Genomic DNA, 21,247 nt, shown 5'->3' with positions numbered 1-21,247 from the left:
TATTATTCAATCTATTGAAGCAACATCTGGCTAAAAATGAAAAGCTTTGAGCAGTTGTTTAAGAATTGCGTTTGAGGAAATGCTAAAATGTTATGGGCTATAGGAAAGAAGATGGGGTATGCTGGCGGATAAAGATCGCATTTTCACCAATATTTATGGTTTGAAAGATAAATCATTGAAAGCTGCAATGTCACGTGGGCATTGGGATGGTACTAAGGCAATTATTGAAAAAGGCCGTGATTGGATCATTAATGAAATGAAGGCATCAGGTTTGCGTGGTCGTGGTGGTGCTGGTTTTCCTACTGGAATGAAGTGGTCTTTTATGCCTAAAGAGAGTGATGGTCGTCCCCATTATTTGGTTGTGAATGCTGATGAATCGGAACCTGGAACATGTAAAGACCGTGATATTTTACGGCATGAACCTCATACTTTAATTGAAGGATGTGCACTTGCTACTTTTGCGATGGGGGCAAATGTTGCTTTTATTTATATTCGTGGTGAATATATTCGTGAACGTGAAGCACTTCAAGCTGCTGTTGATGCGTGTTATGATGCGGGCTTACTCGGTAAAAAAACAAAATATGGGCATGCATGCGATATTATTATTCATCATGGTGCGGGTGCTTATATTTGTGGCGAAGAAACGGCTCTTCTCGAAAGTCTTGAAGGGAAAAAGGGACAACCGCGGCTTAAGCCGCCATTCCCCGCAAATATGGGAATTTATGGCTGTCCAACAACAGTAAATAATGTAGAATCCATAGCTGTTGTTCCAACAATTTTGCGTCGGGGTGCTTCGTGGTTTTCCTCAATTGGGCGTGCAAATAATGTTGGAACGAAATTGTTTATGGTTTCTGGGCATGTTAATGCACCTTGTACATTTGAAGAAGCCCTTGGTGTGTCTTTCCGCGAATTAATTGAAAAACATACAGGCGGTATTCGTGGTGGATGGAATAATCTTTTAGCAGTTATTCCAGGAGGTGCTTCTTGTCCAGTCGTTCGTGGTGAGGATATGATCGATGCGATCATGGATTTCGATGGGATGCGAGATGTTGGATCTTCTTTTGGTACAGGTGGTGTGATTGTTATGGATAAATCGACTGATATTATCAAGGCAATTTGGCGTATAGCCGCTTTTTTCAAGCATGAAAGCTGTGGGCAGTGTACACCATGTCGTGAAGGTACGGGTTGGATGATGCGTCTTTTGGGGCGTATGGTTGAAGGAAAAGCGCAAAAACGCGAGATTGATCTTTTGTTTGAAGTATCTCAACAAGTTGAAGGACACACTATTTGCGCACTCGGTGATGCAGCCGCATGGCCTATACAGGGATTGATACGTAATTTTCGTTCAGAAATTGAGCGTAGAATTGATGATTATACGCGAAATATAGTTCAAAGAAAAAATATTGCTTTGGAAGCGATTGGGTAGAAAATTTTGTTTTTAAAGTAACAGAATGCAAGTTATGAGTGGATTATCTGCAGGCTGGATAAGTGATGATAAATATCAAAGTTGATGGTAAAGAGATTGAGGTTCCTGATTATTATACGTTGCTTCAGGCAGCTGAGGCAGCTGGTGCGGAAGTACCCCGTTTTTGTTTTCATGAATCTTTATCAATTGCTGGGAATTGTCGCATGTGCTTAGTTGAAGTCAAAGGCGGTCCTCAAAAACCTCAAGCTTCTTGTGCCATGGGAGTTCGTGATTTACGCTTAGGCCCTAATGGTGAAGTACCGGAAATTTTTACCAACACGGAGATGGTTAAAAAAGCGCGTGAAGGTGTTATGGAGTTTCTTCTCATCAATCATCCTTTGGATTGTCCTGTATGTGATCAAGGGGGAGAATGCGATCTTCAGGATCAAGCAATGCTCTATGGGCGCGATTGTTCTCGTTATACAGAAAATAAGCGTGCGGTAGAAGATAAGTATATTGGACCACTTGTGAAAACTGTTATGACACGGTGTATTCATTGTACACGTTGTGTGCGTTTTACGACGGAAGTGGCGGGGATTTCTGAGCTTGGTTTGATAGGTCGTGGTGAAGATGCTGAAATTACGACATATCTTGAAAAAGCAATGACATCTGAGTTACAAGGAAATGTTATTGATCTTTGTCCAGTGGGAGCTTTAACTTCAAGACCCTATGCATTTCATGCACGTCCATGGGAATTAGTAAAGACGGAATCAATTGATGTGATGGATGCGATTGGTAGTGCTATCCGCATTGATAGCCGCGGTCGTGAAGTGATGCGGATTATGCCGCGTACGAATGAGGATATAAATGAGGAATGGATTTCTGATAAGACGCGTTTTATTTGGGATGGATTACGCACTCAGCGCCTTGATAAGCCATATGTGCGCAAAGATGGAAAGTTTCAACCTGTAAGTTGGACAGAGGCTTTTGCAACAATTAAAATGGTGATTTCTAAAACCTTGCCAGAAAAAATTGGGGCAATTGCAGGAGATCTTGCATCTGTAGAAGAAATGTATGCACTTAAAACATTGCTGCTTTCATTAGGGTCAAAGGTTTTTGATTGTCGTCAAAGAGGAATGGCTTTATCCTCTGAATTAGGGCGCTCGAGTTATATTTTTAATCCAACAATTGTAGGTATTGAGCAAGCTGATGCATTGCTCATCGTGGGATCTAATCCGCGTCATGAAGCCGCTGTTTTAAATGCACGTATTTTCAAGCGCCAAAGAATGGGACAATTTCCCATTGCATTAATTGGAGAAAGGGTCGATTTACGTTATCCATATTTTTATCTTGGAGATGGTACTGATGCATTGAGTGCTCTTATTCGTGGTGAAGATGCATTTTTAAATGTATTAAAAGAAGCAAAAAAGCCACTTATTCTTATTGGAGAGGGAGCTCTTTCAGGTAAAGAAGGTTTGTCTGTTTTAAAAAACCTTGCAAAATTAGCTGATAGCGTTGGAGCTCTTAACGAAGAATGGAATGGGTTTGGTGTTCTTCACAATGCAGCATCGGCTGTTGGGGGGTTGGACATTGGTTTTATTTCTGAATTTGGGGTTGCAAATATTATTAAAACCAGTGAAGTTCTGTTTTTGCTTGGTGCGGATGAAATAGAATTAGCCAATACAGAAGCTTTTACAATCTATATTGGGAGCCATGGTGATAATGGTGCACATGCTGCTGATGTTATTTTGCCGGCGTCAGCTTATACTGAAAAATCAGGACTTTTTGTAAATACAGAAGGACGTGTCCAAATGACAAATCGGGCGGGTTTTGCTCCAGGTGAAGCAAAGGAAGATTGGGCTATTTTACGTGCTTTATCAGATGTTTTAGGACGAAAACTTCCTTTTGATTCGCTTTCTCAATTAAGACAGAGTTTGTTTAATGATTATCCACATCTTTGTTCCATTGATGATATAGAGCCTTCTGGTATAAGTAATCTTAAAGCGCTTGGTTCACAAATGATTGCACTGGAGAGACAAGCATTTACTTCTATGGTTAAAGACTTTTATTTGACAAATCCGATAGCACGTGCTTCTGCAGTTATGGCTGAATGTTCATCTTTTGCAAAAAATCGTACTGTGTAAGCCGTAGAGTAAGGGCAAAGGAAAAGGAATAGTGATGTATGATTTCTTTATGACTTGGTTATTGCCATTGCTCATTATAGTTGGAAAAACACTCCTCCTTTTAGTTGTTCTTTTGGTCTTAGTTGCGTATCTTCTTTATGCAGACAGGAAAATTTGGGCGGCAGTGCAATTGCGGCGTGGTCCTAATGTTGTTGGCCCATGGGGGTTATTACAGTCTTTCGCGGATTTAATTAAATTTGTTGTTAAGGAGCCTATTATACCTGCTGGTGCTAATAAGGGTGTTTTTCTTTTGGCACCTTTTATTTCTGCTACGCTTGCTTTATCAACTTGGGCTGTTATTCCAGTCAATGAAGGCTGGGCAGTTGCAAAAATTAATGTTGGTTTGCTTTATATTTTAGCTATTTCGTCTCTTGAAGTTTATGGCGTTATTATGGGAGGATGGGCATCAAATTCAAAATATCCTTTCTTAGGAGCTCTTCGTTCAGCTGCACAGATGGTTTCTTATGAGGTTTCCATAGGATTTGTACTTGTGACTGTCATTTTGATAAGTGGTTCATTGGATCTCACAACTATTGTTCATAAACAAAGTCATGGGTTTGGTACAGCTCTTGGTCTTCCTTTTAGCAGTTTTCTTGATTGGAATTGGCTCGTTCTTTTTCCAATGTTTATTATATTTTTTATTTCTGCACTCGCAGAAACAAACCGTCCTCCTTTTGATTTAGTGGAAGCAGAATCTGAACTTGTTGCTGGTCATATGGTGGAGTATTCTTCAACGCCTTATATGCTCTTTTTTCTTGGAGAATATGTTGCTATTGTTTTAATGTGTGCATTAACAACTATATTATTTTTAGGGGGGTGGTTGCCTCTTTTGGATGTTTGGTGGCTTAATTGGGTTCCTGGTGTCATTTGGTTTGTTCTAAAAGTTTGCTTTGTATTTTTTTGGTTTGCTATGGTTAAAGCATTTGTTCCACGTTATCGCTATGATCAGCTCATGCGCCTCGGTTGGAAGGTATTTCTTCCCCTTTCATTGGCGATGGTTGTGATAACCGCTAGTTTTTTAAAATATATTGGTTTCGCTTAAGAGGAGGTTTTCCTGTGTCAGGTCTTATTCAAGCAGCAAAATCACTCCTTCTTTTGGAATTTGTGAGTGCTTTTTTCTTAGCAATGCGTCAGTTTTTTTCACCAAAGCCTACGATCAATTATCCTTATGAGAAGGGCTTTGTTTCTCAGCGTTTCCGAGGAGAACATGCGCTACGTCGTTACCCAAATGGTGAAGAGCGTTGTATTGCTTGTAAATTATGTGAAGCGATTTGCCCTGCGCAAGCTATTACAATTGAAGCAGGACCGAGGCGCAATGATGGTACACGTAGAACTGTTCGTTATGATATAGATATGGTTAAGTGTATTTATTGTGGTTTTTGTCAAGAAGCTTGTCCAGTTGAAGCTATTGTGGAAGGTCCTAATTTTGAGTTTGCAACAGAAACGCGTGAAGAACTTTATTATGATAAAGAAAAGCTTTTAATGAATGGAGATCGCTGGGAGCGAGAAATTGCTCGAAATATATTGGTGGATGCACCTTATCGTTAAGTGTATCATTGAGTGAGGTGTCGGATAATTTTTCCGATAAATTGTAATCTGGTATGAAATTTTATACCTATTGTTTGGTTAATTGAGGAGAAGCCTATGCTAACGGATCTAGCGGCGGCATTTTTCTATTCATTTGCTTTTATTATGCTTGCAAGTGCAGTTATTGTTATTACAGCACGCAATCCTGTGCATTCAGTTTTGTTTTTAATATTAGCATTTTTTAATGCTGCAGCTTTGTTTTTGCTTGCAGGAGCAGAGTTTTTGGGGCTTATTCTGCTTGTTGTTTATGTTGGTGCTGTAGCAGTTTTGTTTTTATTTGTGGTTATGATGCTTGATGTTGATTTTGTTGAATTAAAAACTGGTGCACTTCGGTATGCTCCTATTGGAGCTCTTGTTGGTGGTATTGTTGCTGTAGAATTGATTGTTGTTTTTGTGAGCAACCGTTTTTCTCCAGCCCTTAGAACACACATTACACAACCTATGCCAGATTTAGTGCAACGAACGAATACACAGGCGTTAGGGGACGTCCTTTATACGGATTATGTTTTCTATTTTCAGATTGCTGGGATAATTTTGTTGACTGCAATGATTGGTGCGATTGTTTTAACACTCCGTCATAAATCAGGTGTTAAGCGACAATCTATTGCGGTGCAGGTTTCTCGGACAGTAGAAAATGCAATTGAAATCAAGCAAGTTGAATCAGGCAAGGGTGTTTAAGGGGGAGGCTATGCACATTGATATTACACATTATCTCATTGTTTCTGTTTTGATGTTTACAATCGGTATTGCTGGAATTTTTCTCAACAGAAAGAATGTGATTATTATCTTGATGTCCATTGAGCTTATATTGCTTTCAGTTAATCTCAATTTTGTTGCGTTTTCAGCATTTCTTCATGATCTTGTTGGTCAAATATTCGCTTTATTTGTTTTAACGGTAGCTGCTGCCGAAGCCGCAATTGGTTTAGCAATTCTTGTCGTTTTTTTCCGCAATCGTGGTTCTATCGCAGTTGAAGATGTTAATGTGATGAAAGGCTAACCAGTGATGTATTATACGATTGTCTTTCTTCCACTTTTGGGCTTTTTGATTGCTTCTATAGGTGGGAAAGCTATAGGGGATCGTGCTAATGAATTGATAACATGTAGCTTTATGGTGGTAGTTGCTATATTTTCGTGGGTAGCATTTATTGATATTGCCCTTGGTCATGCTCCAGTTGTTGATATATTAGTGTTACATTGGCTCACTGTTGGTAGTTTAACTTTTGATTGGTCTTTACATATTGATACATTAACAGCTGTTATGCTTATTGTTGTAAATAGTGTTTCGGCATTAGTGCATATTTATTCAGTTGGTTATATGCATCATGATCCTTCAAGGTCTCGTTTTTTTTCTTATCTTTCTTTATTTACATTTATGATGCTTATGCTGGTGACAGCCAATAACTTGATTCAGATGTTTTTTGGATGGGAAGGTGTCGGGCTCGCTTCTTATTTGCTCATTGGCTTTTGGTTTCAGCGAGATTCTGCTAATAAGGCCGCAATGAAAGCTTTTGTGGTTAATCGTGTTGGAGATTTTGGTTTTCTCTTAGGAATTTTTAGTATTTTTGTTTTATTCCAATCGGTTGATTTTGCTTCTATTTTTGCAAAAGCAGCAGATAATAGCTTCGTACAAAATATGACATTTTTAGGTTGGAAGTTTAATGGACAGACGGCAATTACTGTTACATGTCTTTTATTGTTTATTGGTGCAATGGGAAAATCAGCACAATTTCTTTTACATACATGGCTCCCTGATGCAATGGAGGGACCAACACCTGTATCGGCACTGATTCATGCCGCAACAATGGTGACAGCTGGAGTTTTTATGGTTGCACGTATGTCCCCAATTTTTGAACTTTCTTCAACTGCTTTGACAGTAATTGTTATTGTTGGAGCAACGACTGCGTTTTTTGCAGCCACTGTGGGGTTAGTGCAGAATGATATTAAGCGTGTTATCGCTTATTCTACATGTTCACAGCTTGGTTATATGTTTGTTGCATTAGGTGTTGGAGCTTATGGAGCAGCTGTTTTTCACCTTTTTACGCATGCTTTTTTTAAAGCTTTATTATTTCTTGGTGCTGGCTCTGTAATTCATGCAGTCTCTGATGAACAAGATATGCGAAAAATGGGCGGGTTACGCAAGCATATAAGGGTAACTTATTGGATGATGATGATAGGAACAATTGCATTGACAGGTGTTGGGATTCCAGGAACACTTTTCGGAACTGCTGGTTTTTTTTCTAAGGATGCAATTATAGAATCCGCTTTTGCATCACATAATATTGCTTCAGGATATGCTTTTTATCTTCTTGTTTTTGCTGCTCTATTAACAAGTTTTTACTCATGGCGGCTTATATTTATGACATTTCATGGTAAACCACGAGCTACTGTTGACGTTATGCATCATGTTCATGAATCGCCTTCTGTTATGTTGATTCCACTCTTTATTTTATCTGTTGGCGCAATGTTTGCTGGTGTTGTTTTTCAACCTTACTTTTTTGGTGATTTTTATGATGCTTTTTGGAAGGGAGCGTTATTTACAAGCCGTCACAATCACATTCTTCATGAAGCCCACCATGTATTTAATTGGGTAAAATGGTCGCCATTTATAGCAATGATTTTTGGATTTATGTTAGCCTATTTATTCTATATTTCTTTTCCTTCTCTTCCTAAAAAGTTGGCTGGAGTTATGCCAAGAATGTATCATTTTCTCTACCAAAAATGGTATTTTGATCAATTATATCATTTTTTGTTTGTTCGTTCTGTTTTCAGAATTAGTTTCTTTTTTTGGAAGGTAGGAGATGGTAAAATTATTGATGGTCTAGGTCCGAATGGTATTGCAGCGCGTGTTGTTGATATTACAAATAGAGTTGTTCGGATGCAGACAGGCTATCTTTATCACTACGCATTTGCAATGCTTATAGGTGTTGCATTGCTGATCACATGGATGATGATCGGGGGCATAAACTGATGATCGATTGGCCTATTCTTTCCACGGTTACATTTTTACCACTTGTTGGTGTGCTTCTGATTTTATTTATCAAAGATGACAGCGAGGCAGCACGGCATAATATACGTAATGTAGCATTTTTTACGACTGTGTTTGTTTTTATTATCTCCTTAATTATTTGGGCAGGGTTTGATAGTACAAATCCTAATTTCCAAATGGTTGAGAAATTCAATTGGTTAGGTAGTGGTATTCACTATCATATGGGCATTGATGGTATTTCGGTTCTTTTTGTAGTTCTTTCAGCTTTTCTTTTGCCTTTCTGTGTTTTAGCAAGTTGGGAAAATATTAAAGATAGATTAAAAGCTTATATGATTGCGTTTCTTCTTCTTGAAGTCGCTATTATTGGAGTCTTTTGTGCTCTTGATGCAATGCTGTTTTATGTTTTTTTTGAAGGCAGCCTTATTCCAATGTTTATTATTATAGGTGTTTGGGGTGGGGCACGTCGTGTTTATGCAAGTATAAAGTTTTTCCTATACACTTTACTTGGTTCAGTTCTTATGCTGGTTGCTCTTATGACTATGTACTGGGAAGTTGGAATACTTGATATACCGACTCTACTAAATTATCAGTTTCCCGAGCATATGCAAATGTGGTTATGGCTTGCTTTTTTTGCTTCTTTTGCGGTAAAAATGCCGATGTGGCCTGTTCACACATGGCTCCCTGATGCTCACGTGGAAGCACCAACAGCTGGTTCGGTTATTTTAGCCGGTGTCTTACTCAAATTAGGCGGTTATGGTTTTCTTCGTTTTTCTTTACCAATGTTTCCTATTGCTTCAGCTGATTTTGCTCCTTTGGTTTTCACATTATCGCTTATCGCTATTATCTATACGTCACTGATTGCACTTGTACAAAATGATATAAAAAAACTTATTGCGTATTCTTCAATAGCGCATATGGGATACGTGACAATGGGTATTTTTGCTGCAAATGAACAAGGTATCCAAGGTGCTATTTACCAGATGTTATCTCATGGAATTGTTTCCGCAGCTTTATTTCTTTGTGTTGGAGTTATTTACGATCGTCTACATACACGTGAAATTTCGGCTTTTGGCGGTTTAGTAAATAACATGCCCAAATATGCTGTTGTTTTCTTGATCTTTACTATGGCCAATGTAGGTTTACCTGGAAGTTCAGGATTTTTGGGTGAGTTTTTAACCTTAATAGGCGTTTTTCAAGTGAATAAATTGGTTGCTGTTTTTGCTACAACTGGCGTTATTTTATCGGCTGCTTATGCGCTTTATCTTTATCGGTGTGTAGTTTTTGGTTCTTTGGATAAAGAAAATTTAAAAGTACTTATTGATCTTTCTTCAAGAGAAAAATTCATCCTGTATCCGATGGTTATTCTTACAATATTTTTTGGTATCTATCCAATGCCTATTCTCAAAGCGACGGCGTTTTCTGTAGAAGCCCTCATCAATAAACTGCATTAGATAAGGGAAGAATGCTCATGCAAACTGAAATAATAGCCCAATTAGTATTAATTCTTCCAGAGATTTTAATAGCATTGGGAGGGGTAGTATTGCTTTTGATTGGTGTTTATTCCAATACACGTTCTTTTTTAACGGTGATTGGTTTGGCCATTGCTCTTCTTGTTGCCGCTATTGTTATTATCGTTGTTTTTCCGAAAAGTGGTTTATTTCAAACCAATGCGCTCATTATAGACTCTTTCGGCCGTTATATGAAAATTTTAACGCTTATTGGTGCACTCTTTGCTCTTATTATGTCTGTTGGTTTTACTTGTGCGCAAAAGCTTGATATATTTGAATTTCCAGTGCTCGTTCTTTTAGCAACCCTTGGCATGATGCTGATGATTTCAGCTGGTAATATGTTATCGCTTTATATGGGATTAGAACTACAATCTTTAGCTTTGTACGTTTTAGCCGCAATCAACCGTGATAATATCAAATCTTCTGAAGCAGGTATAAAGTATTTTGTTTTAGGGGCGTTGTCTTCAGGATTACTGCTTTATGGCATTTCTTTACTTTATGGTTTCACCGGTCAAATTGGTTTTCACGAAATTGCTCTTGCTTTAAAAGGTAAGAATTTACAATTGGGGGTTATTTTGGGAATTGTTTTTATTTTAGCGGGTTTGGCTTTTAAAATTTCTGCAGTTCCGTTTCATATGTGGACGCCGGATGTTTACGAAGGGGCGCCGACACCTATTACAGCATTTTTTGCTGGTGCGCCTAAAGTTGCTGCGATGGCCTTAATTATTCGTGTTATTGTTACGACCTTTATTCCACTAAGTAGTACTGATGGTTCTATGCCGGCATGGCAGCAAATTTTGGTGTTTATGGCGATCGCGTCGATGATACTTGGTGCATTCGCGGCAATTGGCCAGATCAATATTAAGCGTTTAATGGCTTATTCATCAATCAGTCATATGGGATATGCACTTGTTGGTTTAGCTGCTGGAGATATTCTTGGGATAAAAAGTGTTATTCTTTATATGACTATTTATCTTGGCATGACGCTTGGTTCATTTGCTTTTATTCTTGGGATGCGGTCTAATGGTAGAAGTGTTGAAAATATTTATGATCTTTCAGGGTTAATAAAGACTAATCCGTTTATGGCTGTTGTGATGACAATACAACTTTTTTCTTTAGCAAGTATTCCGCCCATGGCTGGTTTTTTTGGGAAATGGTATACATTTTCGGCTGCCGTTCATGCTGGACTTACTCCACTTGCTATCGTTGGGATGATAGCGTCTGTTGTCGGGGCTTTTTACTATTTGCGAGTCATTAAAATTATGTGGTTTGATGACGCAAAAGCGCATTTTGCTGTTTTATCGAAAGAGCTTCAATTTTGTCTCGGCCTTTCTGCATTTTTCATTTTATTTTATACGCTTTTTGGCATTTTATTCACTGAATTAGCAGAAAAAGCAGCGGCCGCATTGTTTTAATGAATATGGTTTATATCTTATCAGATTTTGCACAAAAGCAAGGATACACAGTTGAATCTTACGAAAGTGTTGCTTCAACAAATCTCATTGCACAACAAAAGGCACAAGCTGGTCATCAAGGCTATTTATGGGTTGTTGCGCAGGAGCAAATACAGGGAAGAGCAAGAAGAGGTAGGATATGGTATAGTCCGAAAGGGAATCTTTATTCTAGTCTTTTATTAGTTGATGGTATTGTTCATCAAACTTCTGCTCAACTTGGTTTTGTTGCCGGAGTAAGTATGGTAGAGGCAGTAAAACAATTTATAAGAGATGAAAAGCAAACAGACAGTATTGTCCGTTTAAAATGGCCAAATGATATTTTGCTAGGAGGAGCTAAAAGCTCTGGAGTTTTGCTTGAAATTTTTAGATTGACACCACAACAGTACGCATTGATTATTGGTATTGGAATGAATGTAAAGTATCATTATAAAAATGCACCGTATCCTACTTCAAGTTTGAAAAATATTGGTTTACATGTTGAAACAGAACAGTTATTTACGGTTTTGACGGAATATTTTTCTAAAAATTACCTTCTTTGGAAACAACCAAAAGGATGTGATATAATCCGCGAAAAATGGCTTTTATACTCTACGCATCTTGGACAGCATGTCAAAATAGTTAATGGTGAAAAAATCATCGAAGGTTTTTTTGATGGTATTGATAGTGATTTCAACTGCATTGTAAAACAAAAAAATGGTCAGCAAACTATCATAACTGCTGGAGATGTTCATTTTGGTTTGGCTGCTTCTGCTAATGCAGGTCGTGATTAATTTATAAAATCTTATTTTATCATCAGAGTATCTTAATGCTTTAGGAGATGTTTATGGTTGCCGCCAACGAAAATGAATTTGTTTTTTTACCTTTAGGAGGAGTAGGTGAAATAGGGATGAATCTGGCTGCTTATGGATTCGGTCCTAAAAATCTTCGTGAATGGTTACTTGTTGATATGGGGGTTAGTTTTGCTGGTCCTGAATTGCCAGGAGCAGATCTTATTTTACCTGATATTCGTTTTCTAGAAAGCGAAAAACATAATATATCTGGTCTTGTTTTGACTCATGCTCATGAAGATCATTATGGTGCTGTTCTTGATTTATTACCAAAGCTTAAAGTTCCGCTTTACTGTACTTCTTTTACAGCAGGACTATTGGAGAGTAAAAGACAATCAGATTTTGAATCTCATAAAATCTCATTTAATATTTTTCAAGCTGGTGATTGCTTTCAGGTTGGTTCCTTTTCAATTGAGGCTATAGCCGTTAATCATTCGATTCCGGAATCTGTATCTTTGGCACTTACAACATCTTTAGGAACTGTGATTCATACTGGTGATTGGAAAATAGACCATACACCTTCGCTTGGTCCTGTAACAGATGAAAAACGGTTTCGCGCTTTAGGCAATAAAGGTGTTTTAGCCTTACTTTGTGATTCTACAAATGCATGTCGGGATGGTGAATCACCGTCAGAACAGCAAGTTCAGAGAAGCTTTTCTGAAATTATTTCGAAAGCTGAAGGGCGCGTTGCGTTTGCAACTTTTGCCTCTAATATTGGTCGGATACGTTCAATTGCTCTTGCTGCTGAAGCTGTTGGTCGCCAAGTTCTTGTCATTGGGCGCTCTCTTAAGAGAAGTATTATGGTTGCAGAAGAGCTTGATTATATGAAAGGCTTAGCACCATTTATTACGGAAGATGATTATGCGCATATTCCACGAAAAAATATTGTTTTAGTTGTGACGGGGAGTCAAGGTGAACCGTGTGCTGCCCTAGCTAAATTATCACGAAATGGAATGGGAAAGATTATGCTTTCTGCTGGTGATACCGTTATTTATTCATCACGAAGTATACCAGGAAACGAAAGAGCTATTCTTGAAATACAAAACCGTTTTATAGATTTAGGAATTAAAACGATCACAAATGAAGATGCACTTGTTCACGTTTCTGGTCATCCTCGTCGTTCAGAGCTTTTACAAATGTATGATTGGATAAAACCACAGATACTTGTTCCTGTCCATGGTGAAGCAATGCATCTTACTGCTCATGCGGTTTTAGCGCGTCAAGCAGGTATTAAAATTGTTAGGAATATTAGAAATGGTAGTATATTACGTCTTGCTCCAGAGCCTGTAGCAGTCATTGATCAAGTTCCTGTTGGTCGCATATATAAAGATGGTTGTCTTATTGGTAATGAAGATGAATTAGGAATTCGCGAACGTCGTAAACTAAGTTATGCTGGTTATGTTGCTGTTTCCCTCCATATGAACAGCAAGGATGAATTGTTAGGTGATATTGGTTTAATCACATTCGGATTACCTGAAAAGAATGGGAAAGAGGAAAGTTTGAAAAATATTCTTTTAGATATTGTAGGAAATACACTTTATAATATTCCTCGCATTAAACGGAAAAATAATGAACTTGTTCGAGAAGCAACACGGCGTGCAGTGAGAGCGGCTGTTAATGAAATTTGGCGAAAAAAACCTGTCTGTACAGTTTTTTTACATCGGTCGAAATAACGCATTTTAATATCACGTTATTTTCATTTTTAATGAAAAGAAGAAAAAAGAAAATTGTCAGATCATTTTATCGTTAAAAATAAGCCCAATAAGGAACAAAGCACATAAATTTTTCAACAATATGATCGTTATATTTGCAAGCATTCAGAATGTAGCTATAGATGAGTATATACTATATTTAAATTGTTCTAATATGATAGGCCTGATTAGGAGTTAATTATTTCAATGCGTCTTTCTCAATATTTTCTTCCACTTTTAAAAGAGAATCCTAAGGAAGCAGAGATTGTTTCTCATCGATTGATGTTGCGTGCAGGTATGATTCGCCAACAAACATCAGGGATTTATTCTTGGCTTCCCTTAGGTAAAAAAGTGCTTGATAAAGTTTGTAAGATTATTCGTGAGGAACAAGGGCGAGCTGGTGCTATAGAAATATTAATGCCTACAATTCAATCTGCGGAACTTTGGCGTGAAAGTGGTCGTTATGATGATTATGGTTTGGAAATGCTCCGTATTAAAGATCGTCAAAAGCGTGATTTGCTTTATGGTCCGACAAATGAAGAGATGGTAACAGATATTTTTCGTTCTTATATCCATTCTTACAAAGATCTTCCGCTCAATTTGTACCATATTCAATGGAAATTTCGTGACGAAATCCGTCCACGTTTTGGTGTGATGCGTTCACGAGAGTTTTTAATGAAAGATGCTTATTCTTTTGATCTTGATTATGAAGGTTCTCAAACATCTTATAATCGTATGTTTATTGCTTATTTACGTACTTTTTCTCGTCTTGGCTTAAAAGCAATTCCTATGCGTGCTGATACAGGCCCAATTGGTGGTGAACTTAGTCATGAATTTATTATTTTGGCTGAAACAGGAGAAAGCGCTATATTCTGTGATAAACAATTTCTTGAATTTACTGCTCCGCACAGTTCAATTGATTTTAATGATAAAGCTGTTTTAGCTAATATCGTTAAACAGTGGACATCTTTTTATGCAGCGACAGAGGAAATGCATAATGAAGAAGAGTGGGCTAAAGTTCCTGATAAAAATCGTCTTTCAGCTCGTGGTATTGAAGTAGGGCATATTTTTCACTTTGGCACGAAATATTCTGCTCCGATGGGAGCAAAAGTTATGGGACAAGATGGAAAAGAACATGTGGTTTCTATGGGTTCTTATGGTATTGGGCCTTCTCGTCTCGTTGCGGCAGTTATTGAAGCTTCTCATGATGAAAATGGTATTATTTGGCCAAAGTCGGTAGCGCCGTTTGATTTTGGTATCATCAATATGAAACCAGATGATGAGGAATGTACGCGTGTGTGTGAAACTCTTTATCAAGAATTAATACATGCTGGTTTTGATCCATTATTAGATGATAGAAATGAACGTCCTGGCTCAAAATTTGCAACAATGGATTTAATTGGTTTACCAACACAAATAATTGTTGGGCCTAAAAGCATTGCGCAAAATGAAGTTGAAATGAAAGATCGCAAAACGGGTATTAAAAAAGCTCTAACGGTTGAAGATGTACTCAAACAATTTTCTGTGATTTGATAGGAAATATTATGAAGAGGCTGAGAAGTAAATGGTTTTCATCTTATGAGTGGATGATTGCTTTCCGTTATATGATCCCCAATAAAAAACATGCCGTTGCATCTGTTATTTCAATCATTTCTCTCATTGGAATTATGTTAGGGGTGTTTGCTCTTGTTGTTGTTATGGCGGTGATGAATGGTTTTCGTACAGAACTTCTCAATCGTATTCTTGGTATGAATGGACACCTTATTGTTCAGGCAGTTAATTCTGGATTTTCCGATTATAAGACACTTATTTCCTCTTTAGAATCTGTGAATGGTGTAAAATTTGCTTTACCTGTTATTGAAGGTCAGGCGCTTGTTCAGGGTGAACTTGAAGGAGGATCTGGTGCATTAGTTCGTGGTATGCGTAAACAAGATTTAGAAAAACTTAAAACAGTATCCCAAAATATTAGGTTAGGTTCACTTGCTCAATTTGATAAAGAGGAAGGTGTTGCAATTGGAAGTGCTTTAGCATCAAAATTGGGGCTTACCGTTGGGAGTAATCTTCGTATTATTACACCAGATGGTGATGCGACTCCTTTTGGAGTTACGCCACGTGTTAAGGCTTATAAAGTTGCTGCTATTTTTGAAGTGGGCATGTCTGAATATGACTCAATATTCGTTTTTATGCCTCTTCACGAAGCGCAAATGTTTTTTAATTTAGGAGATCAGGTGAAGTCTTTAGAATTATTTCTGAATAATCCTGATTCTGTTGAAAAAATAAAACCAGTTGTAGAGAAAGTTGTTAATCAACAGATTTATTTAATTGATTGGCGTGAACGCAATCAGGCTTTTTTTTCAGCCTTACAGATTGAACGGAATGTTATGTTTTTTATTCTTTCTCTTATTGTTCTTGTTGCTGCTTTAAATATTATTTCAGGGTTAATTATGCTTGTAAAAGATAAAAGCCATGATATTGCAATTTTACGTACGATGGGCGCACAACAAAGTGCAATTCTGCGTATATTTATCGTCACTGGTATGATGATTGGATTTATCGGAACAATATTGGGGTTAATTTTTGGTGTTATAGCAACCGCAAATATTAATCATATTCAGGATTTTGTATCTTGGTTATTTAATGTTGATGTTTTTAATCCTCAACTTTATTTTTTAACAAAATTGCCTGCGCAAATCGAGTGGGGACAGACAGCTATGGTTGCTGTAATGGCTCTATTTTTGTCATTTCTTGCAGCACTTGTTCCGGCATGGCGAGCTGCTAAACTGGATCCTGTACAAGCTTTAAGGTATGAATAATGACAGCTATTTTAGAGCTTGTAGAGATTGAGAGACATTTTTTTGAAAGTAATAGACCTCTCATTATTTTAGATAAAGCGAATTTTATTCTTAATCGTGGGGAACTTGTAGCACTTGTAGCACCATCTGGCGCTGGAAAATCTACACTTCTTCATATTGCTGGATTATTGGAAAAACCGACGGCTGGTGATGTGATGTTACGGGGAATTTCTTGTGCAAAGCGTTCTGATAATGAGCGAACAGCTATCAGACGACATGACATCGGTTTTGTCTACCAATTTCATCACTTGCTTCCGGAATTTACGGCTTTAGAAAATGTTATGATCCCGCAAATGATAGCAGGATTTAAAAAGTCTATAGCAGAAGATCGTGCACTTAAATTGCTGACATATCTGCGTGTTTCTCATCGCGCTAATCATCGCCCATCAGAATTATCCGGCGGCGAACAACAACGTGTTGCTATTGCACGCGCAGTAGCAAATGGTCCTTCAGTTCTTTTGGCTGATGAGCCTACGGGGAATCTTGATCCTGTAACTTCAGCTTATGTATTTCAAGCCTTATCTGCGCTTGTTCGTCAATCTGGTCTTTCTGCTCTTATTGCAACGCATAATTACGCTTTGGCTAAACAAATGCATCGTCGAATTACGCTTAAAGAAAAAAAGATTATTGAACTTCCCTAGGTTAAGATACAAAGTTTATTTTACCAATTGAAAACGGAATTTATATCACTTTTTACTTAATTCAAGGAGACTTTCATGACAGGTTTTGTCGTTGATGAAAATTCGTTAGACGTGCGCCGTCGCCGATTGGTTTTTCGTGCATGGCACCGCGGTATTCGTGAAATGGATTTAATTTTGGGACACTATGTAGATTTTCATATTGCTGGGATGAATGCTAAAGCGATTTCTGAACTTGAGTATATTATGTCTTTTGATGATCGCGATTTGTTGGCATGGGTTACGGGAGAAATTTCACCACCTTCTAAAGTTGATAGTCCACTTTTTCGCGACGTTATAAACTATCATGTTTGTATAAATTTAAATTGATCTCTATGCCTATATTTAAAAAAATTATCTTCCCCCAAAACATTTCTGCCCATATCAGCTTTGATGGAATTACTGATGGATTTGAAGCCTTTGCACTTGCCAAATTGAGTTCAGAAATTGCACAAAATAAACCACTTATTTATGTTGTCCGTGATGGAACAAAAATTGCTCATTTACAGCAAGTTTTAAACTTTATTGAGCCAAATTTGCCTGTGCTTCAATTTCCTGCTTGGGATTGTTTGCCCTATGACCGAGTATCACCTGGGATTGCTGTTATGGCACGCCGGTTCTCAGCTTTGGCACATATAGCAAATTTACGTAAGAATCCATCTTCTGCAATTATATTAACAACAGCAAATGCGATTATTCAAAAACTACCCCCTCATGAAATAATTGAGAATCAGATGCTTCATGTACGTGTTGGTCAGCGCGTGAATATGGAGCATTTAATTCAATTTTTAGAATTCAATGGTTTTGAACGCGTTACAGTTGTTCGAGATGTTGGTGAATTTGCTGTGAGAGGAGGAATTCTTGATATTTTTTCTCCCATTGACATTGAACCTTTACGGCTTGATTTTTTTGGTGACACTTTGGAAACCATTCGCGTATTTGAAACAGCAACACAAAGAACAACAAATAAAAGAACTGAATTTTCGTTACACTCGATGAGTGAAGTTGTTCTTACACCTGAGCGTGTAAGCCAATTTAAAAGCAATTATATTCGTACATTTGGTGCGTCACAAAAAAATAACATGCTTTATGAAGCTCTTTCTCAAGGGCGACGTTTTTCTGGTATGGAACATTGGTTACCTTTTTTTTATGAGAAACTTGACACTTTTTTTGACTATTGCGGTAACTTACCTATTGTCTTTGAATATTGCATAGAAGAAGTGCTTATTGAGCGCTATCGCCTTATTGAAGATTATTATGATGCACGCAAAGAGCTTGAAACTGATAAAAAGAATCCTGCTTCTTACCATCCAATAGAGCCTGAACTTCTTTATTTAACACCAGAGCGTGTTTTAGAGTGCGCGCAACAATCCGGACAGCGTATTGATTTTACGCCTTTTAATATTCCACAAACTTTTGAACAAACTGTTGTTCACGCGAATATTAAACTAGGATATGACTTTGTGAAGGAGCGTAATGCACAAGAAAAAAATGTTTTTTCAAGTGTCGTTCACCATATTACTTCATTACGTGCTGCGGGCAAGAAGGTTCTCTTAGCTTGTTGGAGCGAAGGTTCAATGAATCGTTTGTTGCAGGTTCTTGATGAGCATGGATTAAAAAAAATAGAAATTGTCAAATCATTACAAACTGTAAAAGCAACGCCCAGAGATCATATAACTGCTGCGGTTATAATGATTGAGCATGGTTTTGAGACTGAAGATTTTGTTATTGTAGCAGAACAGGATATCCTAGGTGATCGATTAATAAGATCTCCACGACGGCGTAAACACAACACAAATTTTATCTCTGAAATTTCTGCTTTAAACTCTGGTGATATTGTTGTGCATATTGACCATGGTATTGGACAATTTGTTGGTCTTAAAGCCATTACAACCACTGGAATTTTACGAGATTGTCTTGAAATTAAGTATGCCGAAGGTGATCGACTTTTTTTACCCGTTGAAAATATCGAGCTTCTTTCACGTTACGGATCGGAAGGAACAGATGTAACGTTAGATAAATTAGGTGGAGTTGCTTGGCAAGCGCGTAAAACACGACTAAAAAAACATTTATTGGAAATGGCAGATCAGTTAATCCGTATAGCCGCAGAGCGAGCTACGCGATCTGCACCTGCTTTGATTCCACCAATTGGACCATTTGATGAATTCGTTGCATGTTTTCCTTATGAAGAGACGGAAGATCAAATGGATGCAATTGAGGCGGTTTTAGATGATTTGGCATCAGGAAAACCAATGGACCGCTTAATATGTGGCGATGTTGGTTTTGGAAAAACAGAAGTTGCTATTCGAAGTGCTTTTGTTGCAGCATTAAATGGATATCAAGTTGCTGTTGTTGTGCCGACAACTTTGCTTTCACGACAACATTACAAAACTTTTATTTCACGCTTTCAAGGATTACCTATTAAAATTGGTCATGCTTCAAGGCTTGTAAAAACTAAAGAACTTTCACAAGTGAAAAAGGGAATTGCAGATGGTACGATTGATATTGTCATTGGAACGCATGCATTATTAAGCGATGCAGTTAATTTTTCACGATTAGGACTTCTTATCATTGATGAGGAGCAGCATTTTGGTGTAAAACACAAAGAGCGGTTAAAAAAGCTTAAAAGTGATATTCATGTTCTTACCCTTTCAGCGACTCCTATACCTCGAACTTTAGGGTTAGCATTATCAGGGGTACGCGAACTTTCATTGATAACGACTCCACCCATTGATAGAATGGCGGTACGTACTTTTATTTCACCGTTTGATTCACTTGTTATACGTGAAACATTGCTTCGAGAATATTATCGTGGTGGTCAAAGTTTTTATGTTTGTCCTCGTATTTCTGATCTTACTTCTGTCGAAGAATACCTCAAAATACATGTCCCCGAACTTAAATTTGTTGTAGCTCATGGACAAATGCCAGCTGGGCAACTTGATGATATTATGAATGCATTTTATGATGGGCAATATGATGTTCTTCTGTCAACCACCATTATTGAATCAGGTCTTGATATTCCAACAGCCAATACTTTAATCGTACATCGTGCTGAGATGTTTGGTCTTGCTGCTCTTTATCAATTGCGTGGTAGAGTAGGGCGTTCAAAACAACGTGCTTACGCACTTTTTACCTTTCCTTCTGGTAAAATTTTAACACCTGCTGCTGATCGTCGTCTTAAAGTTTTACAATCTCTTGATACGTTGGGAGCTGGTTTTCAATTAGCAAGTCATGATATGGATATTCGCGGTTCAGGTAATTTCTTAGGTGAAGAGCAATCGGGGCATATTAAAGAGGTTGGATTTGAGCTCTATCAAAAAATGCTTGAAGAAGCCATTGCTGAGTTAAAAGATGGCGAGCAAAACGAAGATAAGCAATGGTCACCTCAAATTTCACTTGGTACGACTGTGATGATACCAGAAAGTTTTGTACCTGACTTACCATTACGTATGGGGTTGTATCGTCGTTTAACAGAACTTGATAATTTAGAACAAATTGATGAATTTGCAGCAGAGTTAATTGATCGCTTTGGTCCTTTACCCCTTGAAGTTCAATATCTTCTTAAAGTTTTTTATATCAAAACATTGTGTCGGAAAGCACATGTAGAAAAATTGGATACTGGACCAAAGGGTGTTGTTATACAGTTTCGCGATAATTATTTTGCAAACAGTGTTGCTCTTGTTCAGTGGATTGAAAAACAAGGATCTATGGCAAAAATTCGACCAGATCAAAGTATCGTTCTTATTCGTGATTGGACAACAGTCGATGAAAGACTCGCTGGATCAGTGACTGTTATGACACAGCTTGTAGAAATGGCAAAACAACATTCTGCTTAAATTTTTTATTGATTCAAAACTATATAGCTCATTTTCTCTAAAGTAATTGAATCATAATTTCAAAATGAAAAAGCAAAACCTTGTAGGCAACAATTCCATTTGTTGATAGAGTCTTTTTCTCAAAGAAGTTCCTATGCTTTTGAGCGGTTAATCGAGCCATCCCAATAACCTTTTGTTCTGGTATAGATATTATTGAATAAGGTGATGCCTAATCCATTTAAACTCAAAAAGTATTGATAAA

General features: G+C 37.6%; 16 protein-coding genes. All 16 read left to right on the top strand.

All coding sequences use genetic code 11. The features are described from left to right. Nucleotides 1–118 precede the first annotated feature (118 nt). The 16 genes from nuoF (at nucleotide 119) to mfd (ending at nucleotide 21,006) form a co-directional block, all read left to right on the top strand. Nucleotides 119–1,426 carry an NADH-quinone oxidoreductase subunit NuoF gene (gene nuoF, locus MCO_RS06575; protein ID WP_007553365.1) on the top strand — a complete coding sequence of 436 codons (1,308 nt, stop codon included), beginning with the start codon at nucleotides 119–121 and terminating at the stop codon, nucleotides 1,424–1,426. A 65-nt stretch (nucleotides 1,427–1,491) separates the two neighbouring features. Further along, on the top strand, nucleotides 1,492–3,549 hold the full coding sequence (gene nuoG, locus MCO_RS06570) for an NADH-quinone oxidoreductase subunit NuoG (protein WP_007553364.1): 2,058 nt from the start codon (nucleotides 1,492–1,494) through the stop codon (nucleotides 3,547–3,549). A 34-nt stretch (nucleotides 3,550–3,583) separates the two neighbouring features. After that, entirely contained in the window at nucleotides 3,584–4,630 is a 1,047-nt protein-coding gene (gene nuoH, locus MCO_RS06565; protein ID WP_007553363.1) for an NADH-quinone oxidoreductase subunit NuoH, read from the top strand. A 14-nt stretch (nucleotides 4,631–4,644) separates the two neighbouring features. Then, nucleotides 4,645–5,136, top strand: a complete 492-nt coding sequence (nuoI, locus tag MCO_RS06560) for an NADH-quinone oxidoreductase subunit NuoI (protein WP_007553362.1) — start codon at nucleotides 4,645–4,647, stop codon at nucleotides 5,134–5,136. Nucleotides 5,137–5,232: 96 nt separating this feature from the next. Continuing rightward, a complete protein-coding gene (locus tag MCO_RS06555; RefSeq protein WP_007553361.1) occupies nucleotides 5,233–5,853 on the top strand; it encodes an NADH-quinone oxidoreductase subunit J in 621 nt (206 codons plus the stop codon). A 10-nt stretch (nucleotides 5,854–5,863) separates the two neighbouring features. Further along, complete coding sequence (nuoK, locus tag MCO_RS06550; RefSeq protein ID WP_007553360.1) at nucleotides 5,864–6,172, top strand: NADH-quinone oxidoreductase subunit NuoK; 309 nt, start codon at nucleotides 5,864–5,866, stop codon at nucleotides 6,170–6,172. Between the two features lie 6 nt (nucleotides 6,173–6,178). Then, nucleotides 6,179–8,143 (top strand): NADH-quinone oxidoreductase subunit L, encoded by a 1,965-nt coding sequence (nuoL, locus tag MCO_RS06545; protein ID WP_007553359.1) that lies wholly within the window; start codon nucleotides 6,179–6,181, stop codon nucleotides 8,141–8,143. Continuing rightward, nucleotides 8,143–9,612, top strand: a complete 1,470-nt coding sequence (locus tag MCO_RS06540; protein WP_007553358.1) for an NADH-quinone oxidoreductase subunit M — start codon at nucleotides 8,143–8,145, stop codon at nucleotides 9,610–9,612. Before nuoL ends, MCO_RS06540 begins: the two co-directional genes overlap by 1 nt. Before the next feature lie 17 nt (nucleotides 9,613–9,629). After that, nucleotides 9,630–11,084, top strand: coding sequence for an NADH-quinone oxidoreductase subunit NuoN (nuoN, locus tag MCO_RS06535; RefSeq protein ID WP_007553357.1), 1,455 nt, complete (start codon nucleotides 9,630–9,632; stop codon nucleotides 11,082–11,084). Next, complete coding sequence (locus MCO_RS06530) at nucleotides 11,084–11,893, top strand: biotin--[acetyl-CoA-carboxylase] ligase (RefSeq protein WP_007553356.1); 810 nt, start codon at nucleotides 11,084–11,086, stop codon at nucleotides 11,891–11,893. Before nuoN ends, MCO_RS06530 begins: the two co-directional genes overlap by 1 nt. A 53-nt stretch (nucleotides 11,894–11,946) precedes the next feature. Beyond that, nucleotides 11,947–13,623: a ribonuclease J gene (locus tag MCO_RS06525; protein WP_007553355.1), complete on the top strand. Its 1,677-nt coding sequence runs from the start codon at nucleotides 11,947–11,949 to the stop codon at nucleotides 13,621–13,623. A 225-nt stretch (nucleotides 13,624–13,848) separates the two neighbouring features. After that, nucleotides 13,849–15,174 carry a proline--tRNA ligase gene (gene proS, locus MCO_RS06520; RefSeq protein WP_007553354.1) on the top strand — a complete coding sequence of 442 codons (1,326 nt, stop codon included), beginning with the start codon at nucleotides 13,849–13,851 and terminating at the stop codon, nucleotides 15,172–15,174. Between the two features lie 11 nt (nucleotides 15,175–15,185). After that, the gene (locus MCO_RS06515; protein WP_007553353.1) at nucleotides 15,186–16,454 is read left to right on the top strand and encodes a lipoprotein-releasing ABC transporter permease subunit; all 1,269 of its coding nucleotides are present in this window, start codon (nucleotides 15,186–15,188) and stop codon (nucleotides 16,452–16,454) included. Next, complete coding sequence (locus tag MCO_RS06510) at nucleotides 16,454–17,134, top strand: ABC transporter ATP-binding protein (RefSeq protein WP_007553352.1); 681 nt, start codon at nucleotides 16,454–16,456, stop codon at nucleotides 17,132–17,134. Before MCO_RS06515 ends, MCO_RS06510 begins: the two co-directional genes overlap by 1 nt. Nucleotides 17,135–17,209: 75 nt before the next feature. Further along, entirely contained in the window at nucleotides 17,210–17,500 is a 291-nt protein-coding gene (locus MCO_RS06505; RefSeq protein WP_007553351.1) for a succinate dehydrogenase assembly factor 2, read from the top strand. A 5-nt stretch (nucleotides 17,501–17,505) separates the two neighbouring features. Continuing rightward, nucleotides 17,506–21,006 carry a transcription-repair coupling factor gene (gene mfd / locus MCO_RS06500; protein ID WP_007553350.1) on the top strand — a complete coding sequence of 1,167 codons (3,501 nt, stop codon included), beginning with the start codon at nucleotides 17,506–17,508 and terminating at the stop codon, nucleotides 21,004–21,006. Nucleotides 21,007–21,247: the final 241 nt, after the last annotated feature.

This window comes from Bartonella sp. DB5-6, assembly GCF_000278115.1.
GTDB classification, from domain to species: Bacteria; Pseudomonadota; Alphaproteobacteria; order Rhizobiales; family Rhizobiaceae; genus Bartonella; species Bartonella refiksaydamii.
Note: the sequence above shows the minus strand (reverse complement) of the source record. Positions and strands in the feature narration are given on the sequence as shown.

Coding starts and splice junctions, on each gene's coding strand:
- MCO_RS06540 (WP_007553358.1), top strand. CDS start 8,143: ATGATCGATTGGCCTATTCTTTCCACGGTTACATTTTTACCACTTGTT.
- proS (WP_007553354.1), top strand. CDS start 13,849: ATGCGTCTTTCTCAATATTTTCTTCCACTTTTAAAAGAGAATCCTAAG.
- nuoK (WP_007553360.1), top strand. CDS start 5,864: ATGCACATTGATATTACACATTATCTCATTGTTTCTGTTTTGATGTTT.
- MCO_RS06510 (WP_007553352.1), top strand. CDS start 16,454: ATGACAGCTATTTTAGAGCTTGTAGAGATTGAGAGACATTTTTTTGAA.
- MCO_RS06515 (WP_007553353.1), top strand. CDS start 15,186: ATGAAGAGGCTGAGAAGTAAATGGTTTTCATCTTATGAGTGGATGATT.
- nuoH (WP_007553363.1), top strand. CDS start 3,584: ATGTATGATTTCTTTATGACTTGGTTATTGCCATTGCTCATTATAGTT.
- nuoL (WP_007553359.1), top strand. CDS start 6,179: ATGTATTATACGATTGTCTTTCTTCCACTTTTGGGCTTTTTGATTGCT.
- nuoF (WP_007553365.1), top strand. CDS start 119: ATGCTGGCGGATAAAGATCGCATTTTCACCAATATTTATGGTTTGAAA.
- nuoN (WP_007553357.1), top strand. CDS start 9,630: ATGCAAACTGAAATAATAGCCCAATTAGTATTAATTCTTCCAGAGATT.
- MCO_RS06555 (WP_007553361.1), top strand. CDS start 5,233: ATGCTAACGGATCTAGCGGCGGCATTTTTCTATTCATTTGCTTTTATT.
- mfd (WP_007553350.1), top strand. CDS start 17,506: ATGCCTATATTTAAAAAAATTATCTTCCCCCAAAACATTTCTGCCCAT.
- nuoG (WP_007553364.1), top strand. CDS start 1,492: ATGATAAATATCAAAGTTGATGGTAAAGAGATTGAGGTTCCTGATTAT.
- MCO_RS06530 (WP_007553356.1), top strand. CDS start 11,084: ATGAATATGGTTTATATCTTATCAGATTTTGCACAAAAGCAAGGATAC.
- MCO_RS06525 (WP_007553355.1), top strand. CDS start 11,947: ATGGTTGCCGCCAACGAAAATGAATTTGTTTTTTTACCTTTAGGAGGA.
- MCO_RS06505 (WP_007553351.1), top strand. CDS start 17,210: ATGACAGGTTTTGTCGTTGATGAAAATTCGTTAGACGTGCGCCGTCGC.